This is a genomic window from Mycobacterium shunyiense (genome assembly GCF_058270075.1).
In genome coordinates, this window is record NZ_JBZDPU010000015.1 from 410939 (window position 1) to 424630 (window position 13692).

A 13692-nucleotide genomic window follows, 5' to 3' on the forward strand; every position below is an offset into this window, starting at 1 on the left:
CACTTCAGTCGCTTCGGTCACTGGGCCACCTGCTTGATCTCGTACGGAACCGGCTGCTGCGCGGCGTGCGGATGATCCGGGCCGGCATAGACCTTGAGCTTCTTCTGGATCTGCCGACCGAGCTTGGTGTGCGGCAGCATGCCGATGATCGCGTTCTCGACGACGCGGGTCGGGTGCTTCTGCAGCAGGTCACCGATGGTGCGCTTGCGCAGACCGCCCGGGTAACCCGAGTGGCTGTAAGCGAACTTGTTGGTGAGCTTGTTGCCGCTGACGGCAATCTTCTCGGCGTTGATGACGATGACGAAGTCGCCACCATCGACATTCGGCGTGAATGTCGGCTTGTGCTTGCCGCGGAGCAGCTTGGCTGCTTCGACGGCGAGCCGGCCGAGCACCACGTCTTGGGCGTCGATGACATACCACTGACGCGTGGTGTCACCCGCCTTCGGCGTGTACGTAGGCACAGCGCTTACCTCTTCTTCTCGGGTTGGACCCCGGATAATCCGGGTGCCGGTCGCGGCGTGTGTACTCGGCTTTCCCGGCGACCGACAGTGACCCGGGACCCGCTTGCCCATCAGGGCAGCACACACCAACGGAGCAGCTTACCGGTGGGTGTCCGCGCAGGTCAAAACGCAGCTTCCCAGCTCGAGCGTGGGCTCGTGTGCGAGTTCTCTGCAAAATCTCGCACCCAAGCCAACGCTCGGGCCTAGGAGACCGAGTCCTGCTGGTCGGGCACCACGCTGCCATCCGGGCGGTGCAGCGGGGCGTCCTTGCCGCTGGGCTCGATGTAGCCCTCCGTCGTGCACTCGTACGGGTCGGCCTGCTTCTTCTTCGGATCGATGAACATCGGATTGACCACCCACCGACCGTCGGAGTTGTCGTAGGCGGTGCACATCAACTCGGTCTTGTTGCGGTTGAGCACCAGGCGCAACGCCGTAGCGTCGGTGAGGAACGTGACGTCGGTGTCGGAGTCCCCGGCGCCGAAGGCCGCGCGTTTGTCCTCTGGCTGCTGCTCGAACGCGGCGGGCCCCTTGATGCCGAAGACGTCCTCGTTGACCCGGCACCGCTTGCCCTCGATGTACGGGATGGCCGTCTCGCCGCCACACGGCACCAGCCTCGACGTCAGGACATCACCATCGCGCTCGGTCCGCACCCCCATCACCTTGTCCGGGGTGAAACCGAGATCGGCCGCCCACACCCGCACCACCGGCTCCGCCGACGCGGAGATGATGCGGACGTCGAAACCGTTGGCGCGCAAGGTTTCCACCAGATCGCGCATCTGCGGGTAGTAGCGAACCCAACCGGTCTCGTCACCGCTGCCGACCTTCTGCTCCGTGCCCTCGGGCGCGTCGAGGTTCTCCTTGCGTGCCGCCTCGGCGAAACCGGTCAGCTCGGATTCGGGCCAGCCGGCCAGCATCTGCGCGGCCCAGGCATACGAGGGCTCGAACCGGCGGGCGTTGAACCCGGCGAACGCCGGCTCGTCGGCACGTGTCTCACCGTCGGTGTAGACCGACAGCAGTTCGTCGGCGCAGCCCAGATCGGTGTTCGTCGGCATCGGTTGGCCCGGAGTTGTTGCGGCGCAGGCCTTGCCGAGCGCAGCCGTGGCCTGCGGGGTGAGGTACGGGCTCGTCGTCGACCAGTCGCCGCCTGCGGGTGCCCGCAGCTTGCCGTTGCGCACCATCCAGAAGAACGTCGCATCCCCGATGTCGTTCTTGACCACAGTGTTGTCCCAGTCGAACAACGCCAGCGGAGCGCCGTCGGCCACCGAGCCGTCCGCCCCGCACCTGCCGCGTTCGGCGAGCATCGCGTCAATCCGGTCCCGGTTGTCGCCGTACCAACCCGGGTTGTCCGCCAGGGTGCGGCAGTTGGCGGCCGGTGTCTCGGTGCCAGTTTGCGTACCGGCCGACGGCTCCGCCGAATCGTTGCTTGCACCGCAGCCCGCGACAGCAACGGTCGTCGCGGCGAGCAGGGACAGGACGGCACGCACGGTCATTGAGACTCCTGATTCAGTTGAGCTGGGTCATGCTGGACGGGTCGAGCGTGGAGGTTCGCGAGGTGTCCTTCAGGTCGACGCCGGAGCGGCCCAGCGCCAACGCGCCGTCGACCAGGCCTGCCGCCACCCGCGCGGCCTCGGTGTATCCCAGGCCATCGGGCGGGTGGATGTTGGAGATGCAGTTGCGGTCGGCGTCGGTGCGGCCGGGCATCGGCAGGTGGGTCAGGTAGATGCCGAGGCTGTCGGCGACACTCAAGCCCGGCCGTTCTCCGACGATGACGAGCACGGTCCGCATGCGGGCCTGAGCTGCGATGTGGTCGCCGAGTGCGACGCGGGCCTGCGTCGCGATCACCGGCGGGGCCAGGGTGTAGCGGTCCTTCAATTGAGCCACCAGAGCTGCCAGTAGCTCAGCGCCATGACGATCCAGTGCCGTCGGCGACAAACCGTCGGCCAGCACGAAGCCGATGTCGGCCGGGGTTTCGGGCACCGGCATGCCGGTTGCGGGGGCCCGGCCCAGATCGGGACGGCGAAGGTACTCGTCGCGCGAGGTGGCTTGACTGGTCACCACGGTCGGCTCACCGATACCCACCTCGAGGACAGCTTGCCTGAGCCGATCCAAGTCCAGCGGCACGTGCACGGCGTCGCGCGCCGCGGCGTGGGCAGCGGCCAGTTCGAGCACCCGGCGCGTCGGCAACGCGTTGCCGGCCCGGCCCAGCCCGATCCTGGCCTGCGTGGTTTTGCGCAGCTCATCCCAGAACTCTTGAACTGCAACCTCGTTCGGGCTCATCGCACCTCCCCCGAAGTCAACGACCGCAGCGCCGAGCGCTCCAGGTCGAACGGGGTCAGCTTCCCGGAGTCGTCGACCATGCCGACGCTGCGCAGCCACGCCTCGAACTCCGGAGCCGGTCTCAGTCCCAGGGTGCGCCGAGTGGTCAGCACGTCGTGGAACGACAAGCTCTGATACCCCAGCATGACGTCGTCGGCGCCCGGCACGGTGATGACGAACGCCACTCCCGCGGCAGCCAGCAACGTCAGCAGGGTGTCCATGTCGTTCTGGTCGGCCTCGGCGTGGTTGGTGTAGCAGACGTCCACCCCCATCGGCAGGCCGAGCAGCTTGCCGCAGAAGTGGTCTTCCAGGCCGGCCCGGATGATCTGCTTGCCGTCGTACAGGTACTCCGGCCCGATGAAGCCGACGACCGTGTTGACCAGCAGCGGCTGCAGGTCGCGAGCCACCGCGTAGGCGCGGGCCTCCAGGGTCTGCTGGTCGACGGGCTTGCCGCCGACGCCCAGGTGCGTGCCCGAGCTCAGTACCGAGCCCTGCCCGGTCTCCAGGTACATGACGTTGTCGCCGACGGTGCCCCGGTGCAGGCTGCGCGCCGCTTCGTTGCCTTCCCGCAACAGCTGCAGGTTCACCCCGAACGCGGAGTTGGCGCCCTCGGTGCCGGCGATCGACTGGAACATCAGGTCCACCGGCGCACCGGCCTCGATCAGGCCGATCGTGGTGGTGACATGCGAGAGCACACAGGACTGGGCCGGAATGTCGTAGCGCGTGCGGATCGAGTCGAGCAGATACAGAAGATCCGCGGTGGCCTGTGGCGAGTCGGTCGCCGGATTGATCCCGATCACCGCGTCGCCGCAGCCCAGCAGCAGCCCGTCGAGCACCGCCGCGGCGATGCCACGGGGGTCGTCGGTCGGATGGTTGGGCTGCAGCCGGGTGGCCAGGGTGCCGCGGCCGCCGACGGTGGTGCGGAACGCGGCGGTCACCTCGGCGGCGGCCGACACCGCGATCAGATCCTGGTTGCGCATGATCTTGCTGACCGCGGCCACCATCTCCGGGGTGAGCCCCGGGGCGACGGCAGCCAGCCGCTCGGCGCTGTGGTCATGGGCCGTGACGTCCATCAGCCAGTCCCGCAGCCCGCCCACGGTCAGGTGTGAGATCTCCGAAAAGGCCTGGCGGTCATGGCTGTCCATGATCAGCCGGGTCACCTCGTCGGTGTCGTACGGCACCAGCTCCTCGTTGAGGAAGATGTCCAGCGGCAGGTCCGCGAGCACCCAGGCGGCCGCGGCGCGTTCACCGTCGTGCTCGGCCGCGCAACCGGCGAGTTGATCGCCGGAGCGCAGCGGGGTGGCCTTGGCCATCACCTCGACCAGACCGTCGAAGCTGTAGGTCACCCCCGAAACCTGCTGGTGGTACTTCATTTCAGGGCACTCTCCGCTTCCGCGAGCATCGCGAACTCCTCGTCAGGCGAGTTGGCGACCAGACGGTGGCGGCTGTAGAGCGCGAAGTAGAGCATGAACGCGCAGAACACAGCCAGGCACAGACCCGCGGCCACGGGGCTGACCACGAAGGTCGCGATGAGCGCCACGACCGCGATGACCAGGGCGAAGCCCGTGGTGACGATGCCGCCCGGGGTGCGGTACGGCCGCTTCATCTCCGGCTCACGCACCCGCAGCACGATGTGGCTGATCATCATCAGCACGTAGCTCAGCGCCGCGCCGAACACCGCCATGTTCAGGATCAGATCACCGTGACCGGTCAGCGACAACAGGAAGCCGACGATGCCGGGGACGATCAGCGCGAGGGTCGGGGCCTTGCGCTTGTTGGTCACCGACAGCCTCGTGGGGAGGTAGCCGGCCCGCGACAGCGCGAAGGTCTGCCGCGAGTAGGCGTAGATGATCGAGAAGAAGCTCGCGATCAGCCCGAACAGGCCGATGTAGTTGACCGCCTTGGCGGCGAACCCGGTGCCACCGAGGGCCTGCACCAGCGGATCGTCCACCGTCGACATCGCGTCGGCACCGCCGGCGCCGGCCGTCAGGAACAGCACGGTGACGCAGGTGATGATGAGCACCGTCATCGCGGCGATGATGCCGCGCGGCACGTTGCGCTCGGGGTTGGCGGTCTCCTCGGCGGCCAGCGGGACGCCCTCTACGGCGAGGAAGAACCAGATGGCGAACGGGATGGCCGCCCAGATGCCGAGGTAACCGTGCGGCAGGAAGCTCGACGCACCTGCCGCGGCGGCGTCGGGGGCGATGTCGGTCAGGTTGGCGACGTCGAAGTGGCCGATGGCGCTCACGGCGAAGATGACCAGACCCAGCAGCGCGATCGCGGTGATGACGAACATCAACCGCAGGGCCTCACCGACACCCGCGAGGTGGATGCCGATGAAGATGACGAAGGCCGCCAGGTACACCCACCAGCCCTTGTGAATACCGAACAGGCCGAGCGATTCGACGTAGCCGCCGATGAAGGTGGCGATCGCCGCGGGGGCGATCGAGTACTCGATCAGGATCGCGGTGCCGGTGGCGAAGCCGCCCCACGGCCCGAGCGCACGACGGGCGAAGGTGTAGCCGCCGCCGGCCGCGGGCAGTGCCGAGGACAGCTCGGCCAGGCCGAGCACCATGCAGAAGTACATCGCGGCGATGACCACCACGGCGATCAGCAGACCACCGAAGCCCCCCTGCTCGAGGCCGAAGTTCCAGCCCGAGAAGTCGCCGGACACCACATAACTGACGCCCAGGCCGGCCAACAGCAGCCAGCCCGCGCTTCCGGATTTGAGCTGACGTTTCTGTAGATAGTCAGCGCTCTCCAGGTGTTCTTCCACACCCGCCATGTCAAACTCCTTCATTTACAACGTTTTCGTATGTCTCGTATGTGATGCCGTCAGCTGATGACGGTCTTCGCAGGCGGTGGCCCACCTCTACCCCGGCAACACCGCCGGTCCGACGCCGGATCTCCGGCGAGTTCACCTTCCAAAGGTATGAAAATCAACCTTTAATGGAAGATTATTACCCCACCCAGCGGCGGTGTCTACCCCAACGGCCAGTTTCGTTGTCAATCGTCGGGTTTGAGCGGAACACCAACCACGATCCGGGCCGCGTTGTGCCCTAGTACCCGGACAACGGAAGTGCTCGGGACTGCACCAGACATCAACTCGGGCAACGGATCTGACAGCTTGGCATGTTGCACGCACACTTCACCTCCGGGGCCGACACCCACCCCGACATGCAGCGGCGACCTGAGCGCCGCGCGGCGCGCAAGTTCCGTCGCAGGCACCCCGGCGTCGCCCGGAACCAACAGGTACGGAACACCTTCTTCCTCGATGCCCGCGAGCACGTCGCGTTCGACATCCCCGCTGCCCGAACTCAACACCACGATCGCCGGACGATCAGGTTGACCACCGCTATGCACTGAGACCCGCTCCGACCAACCGAGCGTGCGACGCCACCAGACCGGTGGCCACGGCGTTCCGCGGGCCTTCCGACCCACGCACGTTTCCTGTGCCGCAGACGATTCCGAACGGAGCAAGGGCATCCGCGATGAGTTCGGGGATCTCGAAGTCGAGGGCGCATCCACCGAGCAGCACCACAAACCCGATCTGACGCAGGTCACCGCCGGGCGCGACAGCCCGCAGTGCGCGCAACGCATTGACCACGAAGACCCGTTCCTTGGCCGCGCGGCGCACCAGCCTGACCCGGTCCATGGAATGCCTGGTGGGGATCGCATTCATGCCGTATTCAGCCAGCGTGACCACTCGCGCGAACGATGCAGCGGGCAGCGGCTTCTCGAAGAACATCACGGTGCCGTTCTCCAGCCGGACATGAAAGAAGCTCTCCGCCTTGCCCAACGGTGATCGTTTGATGTCCTCGGCCAGTTCCAGGTTGTCGAGACCGAGCTCGGCGTCGATCAGCTTGGTGACCAGATCGCCTGCACCGGCCAGGTGCACGGTACCGATCCCGCCGTCCACCGCCAGCGATGCGGCATCGGTCGAGCCGCCACCTAGATCGAGCACCACGAGCGGCTTGTCGGTGCCCGGCGTGGTCAGCGCACCCAGCGCCGCCATCTCGGCCTCGACACCACCGACCATCACCTCGACACGGTCAGCCCCGGCGGCCCGCAACCGGGCCCGAACCTCGTCGGCGACCGCTCGCATTCCGCTTTCACGCGTCCGGACCATGGCCGCCAGCGCAACCGCGTTCTCCAGGGCGACCTCACCGGCCACCCCGCCACGAACCTCCTGCGGCACAAAGGTATCCACCGCGAGCAGATCCTGGATGCATACGTCGGCCAGCACATGTCCGGACAGCTCGGCCATGCTGTGCCGCACATTGGCGATCATGCCGCCGGTGTTGGTGCCGGCCTCCCCCGCCACATCCGCCAGCGGAGCGACCCGCTCGACCGCGCTCATAATCTCCGGTGCACCGCGGGACACATCGACGGTGACCCGCTTGTGTACACCGGACAGCTCCAGCGATCCAGCCGGGATACTGCGATCGGCGACATCGCCTGCGGGAGTGCGCACCACCACCGCCGAGCGGTTGCCGGTCAACGCCCGGGCCACCGGCGAGATCACCTTGGTGGCAGCCGCGTCCAGGTCGAAGATCGTCGCCAGCCCGTAGGCGTTGGACAGGGTACGGATCGAGTTACCGGGTGCGGCCACCTCGACTGCGGCCAGCATGCCCAGCGGCACCGCATCGATGCGCGATACCTCGTCGATCACCGGGACCACGGAGTCGAGCCGGTTGGCCACCAGCACCGCATCGTCGTTGCCCAGGATCACCCCGCACACCGTCAGCCCTTGTGCCGCTGCCGCATTGATCCCACGTGCCGCGTCCTCGAAGTCCACGTCCCTGGGCACCACCACGATCACTTCGGTGCCGGACGGCGTTTGGGCGAGGGCGTCGAACGCCACGGTGACACCGACACCGAGGCCGCGTCCGCCCGGGGTGCGCGGGTCATGGCCGATCATGGTCGACTCGGTGATGATGGTTTCGGTGATGGTTTCCATCGCCATGCCACTGATCACCGGCGTGGCCTCGTTCAGCAGGACGAGGTCCAGGTCGGCCAGCCGCACCGCGCTCGCCTCCAGCGCTCGAACCACCGCCTGGGCCACGCCGTCCACATTTCGAGGCGTGCCCTTGACGCCCGTCGTCGCGGTCAGGGCCGCGCCACGGAACCTGGTCGAGCCGTCAGTCGCGACGACCGCGGCACTGGCCTCGGTCGTCGAGTTGCCGATGTCGACACCGACAACAGTCAACGCCATCAGGTACCCAGTGCCTCGGGGGTCAGCTCGCCGAACTCCGGCGTCACTTCTACCGGGCGATCCTGCTTGCGGATCTGCTCGGTCTCCTTCAGGTGCAGCAGCGCCGCCTTCGCCTGCCAACGCGGCCGCGCCATCTGATCATTGAGCGTCGGAACCGGTTCGGGTGACTCACCTTTGGCGTACTGGGCGGCGTTCGACCCGATGCGGCGGTAGGTCTCCAACGTCATCAGCGGACTCTGGGGGAACAGTTCGAGGCTGGACAACCTGGGCAGGTCACGCTGATGGATCATCGATGTGCCGCGAGACAGGATGCCGATACCGATGCCCGACCCGCTGAGCCTGGCCGCCGCGTGTGCGACCACGGCGAGGTCACTGCTGTGCCGGATCCGGATACACCGGGCGGTCACCTCCTGCTCCTCGATACCGGCCAGGATCTGGCGGATCACGTCGGCATGGGACAGCCCGACGATGGTCTGGCTGAAGAAGTCGGCGAACGCCGGCGAAATCGCCAACACCACTTCATCAGAGCGCTTCCCGGGTTCTGCCGGCCGCTCGCCGGTGAAGCTCAGTGTCCGCTGCCCGGTCACTGCCGACATGTCACTCGACCTCCAGTTCAGGGTTCTCGGCGCTGGTCACGTGACGTAGCCGCTTCATCTCCTCCCAGCGTGCGCCCGTGGGGCGGTAGCCGGTGCCCGGGCCTGCATAGTCGTTGCGGTCGTTGACCGCAGACAACGGCTGGAGCTCACGCGTCATGATCGCCGACGTCTGCAGCAGATCACCCGAGACCCGTTGTCGCAGAACGGCCAACAGGTTCTCGGCGACATCGGAGAAACCGGTCGATTCCAGCGCCTTCACCAGGTCCAGCCCCGTGATGTTGCGGTCCATCACCTGCTGAGCGCCCTTGAGGTCTTCCAGGACATCACGCGGGATCAACTCGCGGCTGCCGTGCGCATACACGGCCGTCTCGACCTCGCCGTCGGAGATGGCGGGCAGATCGAGGTATGCGAACACCGCCTGCAGAGCCTTGGCCGCACGATGCCGGACAGCGAGAATCTCGGCCTCGTTGACGTGGCGCAACCCGCCGTCGATCTGCAGGTCCCGCTGGATGGTGTTGAAGTCGTCGTAATCCTCGGCGTCGAGGTTGGATCCGGCGAACATGTCGTCGTAGTTGGGTGGCGCCGAGTAACCCGAGCAGATGAAATCGGTGCCCGGCATCAGCTGCGGCAACAACCGCGCCACCCGGCGCATCGGCGAGTGGGAGAACGACTGGTCGTTGCCCGAAGCGCATTCCAGGTCCACCGCCGAGGCAATCAGATTCTCCGCCGCCACCGCCCGGATCCCCGCCGGTACCGCACCCGGCACGCCGATGCAGGAAATCGAACCGTTCTGCAAGCCCTGCACGCCTGCGCCTTTCGCGACCAGGATGCACCGGATCTCCAGGTACAGCATGGAGCGGCCCTCGGCGTTGCCCATCTGCACCTCGGAACCGGTGCCCGAGGTGAATCGCATCTTGATGCCCCGCGAGGCATAAGCCGCGGCCAGGAAGGCCTTCGACCACGGGGTGTCATCACCGTCGACGAACACCGACTCGGTGCCGTAGACCGAGATGGTCTCGGCATAGGCGGTGATGCCGCGCATGCCCAGTTCGAGCTCGGTGGCCTCCTCGAGGGCGCACTGGGTCAGGCGTCCACCACAGCCAACCTGGCTGCCGATCTGCTGCGCCATCGCCACCAGCGGCGCGTAGCGCACCACACCCAAAGTGGTTTCCACTTCCGAGAATCCGCGCAGCGAGGCCTCGGCGGCTTCACACGCGACCTGGAGCGGGTTGTCCCGAGCGCTGGTGCAGTGCGCCTGGTTCGCCGGGGTGCGACGGGCCCGCATCTTCTGCATCCCCATCATGATCTCGACGATGTTCAGCGTCTTTGCCACTTCGAGCAGCTTGGCCGGGGTGAGTGCCGTGGTCACCGCGATCACCTCGTCGCGGGACACATGCGGGTCGACAAGCATCCGGGCGATGTCGGCCGCCGGGATCGCCATCGCCTGCTCGGTGGTCGCGGTGTCGATGGCGTGATCGGCGATGAACTGGTCGATGAAATCGAAATCGGCGCGGTCCCGGCCGTCCATCTCGACGATCACCCCGTCGACGACGCGCACGCTCGGCGCAGGATCGAATGCGCTGTCCAGCGCGACCATGCCCACCTCGGGCCATTCCTCGACGAAGCCGTCGAGGTTGACCGGCCGGTCCTCAAGGACCTTGGTGCGCTCGGACTGCCTGCGCCGGCCGGCCGTGGAATGTTGTGGCGATACTGCCGTCACCGGTGTTCTCCTATTCGCTGGTGGCCAGGATGTCGCGGCGCTCGTACACGTCGGCGGCCTCACGGACGAGCCCCGCCAGCAACGCCGCCCCGTATTTGGTGTCCAGCTCGTCGGCGATGGCGTCGAGTTCGGCCTTGGTGGAGGCGTTGGGTCGCAGCGCGTTGTAGATCTGCAACACCCGCTCGTCGCTGATCGCGGTCATCTCCGCGGCGCGGCGCAGGTTCGAGCCGAGCTGGCGGCGTCCCACCTTTTCCGCGATCTGGGCCTGCAGTCGCAGGGTCTGCGGGGTGATGCGCAGATCGGAGGCGGCGATCTCACCTGACATCACCGCGTCCATGGTGATACCGCCGATCGGCGTGCCGTTGGGGGTGAACAGCAGATCCTCGCGATGGATGCTCAGCGGGTAATCGGCCGAAGGGTCGAGAATCGGTTCCGTCATTCACTACTCCAACTGACTCGGGGCGGATCTCCCACCGACGTGCGACACAACGCGAGCCAATTGTGCGCTGCATCACGTTGCATCAGGGTTGCGCCGCAGGTCAGTGCGGCTAACCTGACCCGACGATGGACGCCGGAAAATCTGACCCGATCGCCGCGCTGGGCGAGTTCTTTGCCCTCCCGGCGGCCGATCCCGCCGACTGGAGGCCGATCGCGTCCCTGTGTGGCGATCCGGCCGTCCTGCACGAGTACACGATGCGCACCCGGGCGGCGACGGCCGCCGGCTTCGGGATCGACGAAGCCGACGTGCCGGTGAAGGCCGCGGCCTCCTCGGTGCACCTGTCGATCGCCGCACGCCTGTTGTCCCCCGCGATCGGCGCCGCGGTGTGCTTTGGCAGCGTCCTACTACTCACGATGGATTCGCTGTTCTGGCAACAGGATTCATCCCACCGACCAGCCCTCGGAAAAGCGGGTGTCGAATGGGTGACCGAAACCGACCTGCGGCGGGTCGCCGTCACCATCGCCGAATCGCTGATCGAAACCGTGTTGCGCCTGCTAAACGGCACCATGGGGCCGGCGGAATCTCTTTCGCCACAGGTGATGTGGGGCAACATCGCATCGGCGGCCAACGGCGCGGTCACCGTACTGGCCATGTCCCGCCCCGACGCGGAGCGCCGCGGCCGTGCGCTGGCCGCCGAACTGATCGCGATCGAACCGCTGCGCGGCACCGCAGACGTTGTGGGAGAACAGTTCCGGCGGCGCAACTGCTGCCTGTTCTACCAGGTGCCCGGGGGCGGCTACTGCGGTGACTGTGTTCTGACCAGCGGGCCGGGCTAGATCCCTAGAGGGCCGCTGCCGCAGCGGTGGCTACATTGCCGCTGCCGCAGCGGTCGCCACTGCGACATCCTGCTCGACACTGCCCGCACTCACACCGACCGCGCCGATCACCACTCCGTCGGCTTCCAACAGAACCCCGCCGCCGAACACGACCAGCCCGCCGGCGGTCTGCTCCAGGCCGTACAACTCACCGCCGGGCTGGCAGATGTCCATCAGCGCGCTGGTGGGCAGGTTCATCATGACCGCGGTGCGGGCCTTGCGGATCGAGATGTCGATGCTGGCCTTGATCGCACCGTCCATCCGCACGAAAGCCACCAGATGACCTCCGTCGTCGACCACGGCGATGTTCATCGGCTGGCCGATCTCTTCCGCCTTCACGACGGCGGCGTCGATCACCTTCTGCGCGGTCGGCAGCGGCAGCGATGTCATGTGTGTCCCATCAGGTAGACCGCGAACGTGAGCTTGTGTGCGAGATTTGCGGGTTTCTTCGCACACAAGCTCACGTTCGGCGGTGGATCAGAAGAAGCCCTGGGCCTTGGTGCCGTAACTCACCAACAGGTTCTTGGTCTGCTGGTAGTGGTCGAGCATCATCTTGTGGTTCTCCCTGCCGATGCCGGACTGCTTGTAGCCGCCGAACGCCGCGTGGGCGGGATAGGCGTGGTAGCAGTTGGTCCACACCCGGCCGGCCTTGATGTCCCGGCCGGCGCGGTAGGCGGTGTTGCCGTTACGGCTCCACACGCCCGCGCCCAGACCGTAGAGGGTGTCGTTGGCGATCGAGATCGCGTCGTCGTAATCGGTGAACGACGTGACCGCCACGACCGGACCGAAGATCTCCTCCTGGAACAGCCGCATCTTGTTGTTGCCGGTGAAGATCGTGGGCGCCACGTAGAACCCGCCGTTGAGGTCGCCACCCAAATCGGCCCGCTCACCACCGGTGATCAGTTGGGCCCCTTCGGATTTCCCGATCTCGATGTAGGACAGGATCTTCTCCAGCTGATCGTTGGAGGCCTGCGCACCGATCATGGTCTCGGTGTCCAGCGGGTCGCCCTGGCGTACCGCCTTGGTGCGAATGGCAGCCAACTCGAGGAACTCGTCGTAGATGTCGGCCTGGATCAGCGACCGCGACGGGCAGGTGCACACCTCGCCCTGGTTCAGCGCGAACATGGTGAACCCTTCCAGGGCCTTGTCCTGGAAGTCGTCGGCGGCAGCCAGCACATCGGAGAAGAAGATGTTCGGGCTCTTGCCACCCAGCTCGAGGGTCACCGGGATCAGGTTCTGGCTGGCATACTGCATGATCAGCCGACCGGTGGTGGTCTCGCCGGTGAACGCGATCTTGGCGATCCGGTTGCTCGAGGCCAGCGGCTTGCCGGCCTCCACACCGAACCCGTTCACCACGTTGACCACACCGGCAGGCAGCAGGTCACCGATCAGCGACATCAGGAACAGCACCGAAACCGGGGTCTGCTCAGCAGGTTTGAGCACCACGGCGTTGCCCGCGGCCAGCGCCGGGGCCAGCTTCCAGACCGCCATCAGGATCGGGAAGTTCCACGGGATGATCTGGCCGACCACGCCGAGCGGCTCGTGGAAGTGGTAGGCGACGGTGTCCTCGTCGATCTGCGAGAGCGAGCCCTCCTGGGCGCGAAGCACACCGGCGAAGTACCGGAAATGATCGATCGCCAGCGGGATGTCGGCATTCAGCGTCTCGCGGATCGGCTTGCCGTTGTCCCACGACTCGGCCAACGCGACGGCCTCGAGGTTCTCCTCGATGCGGTCGGCGATCTTGTTGAGGATCACGGCGCGCTCGGCGGGCGAGGTCTTGCCCCATGCCGGCGCGGCCGCGTGCGCGGCATCGAGGGCCTTTTCGACGTCGGCCTCGGTGGAGCGGGCCACCTCGCAGAACACCTGGCCCGTGACCGGCGTCGGATTCTCGAAGTAGCGGCCCTCGGCCGGCGCGACCCACTGTCCGCCGATGAAGTTGTCGTAGCGGGATTCGAACGACATCACGGCGCCGTCGGCACCCGGACGTGCATAAACAGTCATGGCAATCTCCTGCATTCGGACACCGAAATG

Annotated in this window: 13 protein-coding genes; 1 reads left to right on the top strand and 12 read right to left on the bottom strand. The window is 66.6% G+C overall.

Features of this window, described 5'->3' with window-relative positions; all coding sequences use genetic code 11:
- Window positions 1-17: 17 nt before the first annotated feature.
- From rplM to AC4ELH_RS16365, 10 genes are all read right to left on the bottom strand, one after another.
- Window positions 18-461, bottom strand: coding sequence for a 50S ribosomal protein L13 (rplM, locus tag AC4ELH_RS16320; protein ID WP_055109823.1), 444 nt, complete (start codon window positions 459-461; stop codon window positions 18-20).
- A gap of 242 nt (window positions 462-703) precedes the next feature.
- Complete coding sequence (locus AC4ELH_RS16325) at window positions 704-1990, bottom strand: HAD family hydrolase (RefSeq protein ID WP_498885412.1); 1287 nt, start codon at window positions 1988-1990, stop codon at window positions 704-706.
- A 13-nt stretch (window positions 1991-2003) separates the two neighbouring features.
- The gene (gene eutC, locus AC4ELH_RS16330) at window positions 2004-2777 is read right to left on the bottom strand and encodes an ethanolamine ammonia-lyase subunit EutC (protein WP_498885414.1); all 774 of its coding nucleotides are present in this window, start codon (window positions 2775-2777) and stop codon (window positions 2004-2006) included.
- Window positions 2774-4189, bottom strand: coding sequence for an ethanolamine ammonia-lyase subunit EutB (locus AC4ELH_RS16335; RefSeq protein ID WP_064960053.1), 1416 nt, complete (start codon window positions 4187-4189; stop codon window positions 2774-2776). Before AC4ELH_RS16335 ends, eutC begins: the two co-directional genes overlap by 4 nt.
- On the bottom strand, window positions 4186-5601 hold the full coding sequence (eat, locus tag AC4ELH_RS16340; protein WP_064888085.1) for an ethanolamine permease: 1416 nt from the start codon (window positions 5599-5601) through the stop codon (window positions 4186-4188). Before eat ends, AC4ELH_RS16335 begins: the two co-directional genes overlap by 4 nt.
- 221 nt (window positions 5602-5822) lie before the next feature.
- Window positions 5823-6143 carry a glycerol dehydratase reactivase beta/small subunit family protein gene (locus tag AC4ELH_RS16345; RefSeq protein ID WP_498885415.1) on the bottom strand — a complete coding sequence of 107 codons (321 nt, stop codon included), beginning with the start codon at window positions 6141-6143 and terminating at the stop codon, window positions 5823-5825.
- A gap of 28 nt (window positions 6144-6171) precedes the next feature.
- Window positions 6172-8031, bottom strand: coding sequence for a diol dehydratase reactivase subunit alpha (locus AC4ELH_RS16350; RefSeq protein ID WP_448445861.1), 1860 nt, complete (start codon window positions 8029-8031; stop codon window positions 6172-6174).
- A complete protein-coding gene (locus AC4ELH_RS16355) occupies window positions 8031-8627 on the bottom strand; it encodes a propanediol/glycerol family dehydratase medium subunit (RefSeq protein ID WP_064888020.1) in 597 nt (198 codons plus the stop codon). Before AC4ELH_RS16355 ends, AC4ELH_RS16350 begins: the two co-directional genes overlap by 1 nt.
- A gap of 1 nt (window position 8628) precedes the next feature.
- Entirely contained in the window at window positions 8629-10347 is a 1719-nt protein-coding gene (locus AC4ELH_RS16360; protein ID WP_498885418.1) for a propanediol/glycerol family dehydratase large subunit, read from the bottom strand.
- 10 nt (window positions 10348-10357) lie between these two features.
- Window positions 10358-10786 (bottom strand): diol dehydratase small subunit, encoded by a 429-nt coding sequence (locus AC4ELH_RS16365; protein ID WP_064888016.1) that lies wholly within the window; start codon window positions 10784-10786, stop codon window positions 10358-10360.
- Window positions 10787-10911: 125 nt separating this feature from the next.
- On the opposite strand from AC4ELH_RS16365, the gene AC4ELH_RS16370 reads away from it, so the two are divergent.
- Complete coding sequence (locus tag AC4ELH_RS16370; RefSeq protein ID WP_498885420.1) at window positions 10912-11622, top strand: (2Fe-2S)-binding protein; 711 nt, start codon at window positions 10912-10914, stop codon at window positions 11620-11622.
- A gap of 30 nt (window positions 11623-11652) precedes the next feature.
- Here the strand turns inward: AC4ELH_RS16370 and AC4ELH_RS16375 are convergent, their stop codons facing one another.
- Complete coding sequence (locus AC4ELH_RS16375) at window positions 11653-12051, bottom strand: GlcG/HbpS family heme-binding protein (protein WP_064960046.1); 399 nt, start codon at window positions 12049-12051, stop codon at window positions 11653-11655.
- A gap of 87 nt (window positions 12052-12138) precedes the next feature.
- Window positions 12139-13662, bottom strand: a complete 1524-nt coding sequence (gene adh / locus AC4ELH_RS16380; RefSeq protein WP_055111459.1) for an aldehyde dehydrogenase — start codon at window positions 13660-13662, stop codon at window positions 12139-12141.
- Window positions 13663-13692: the final 30 nt, after the last annotated feature.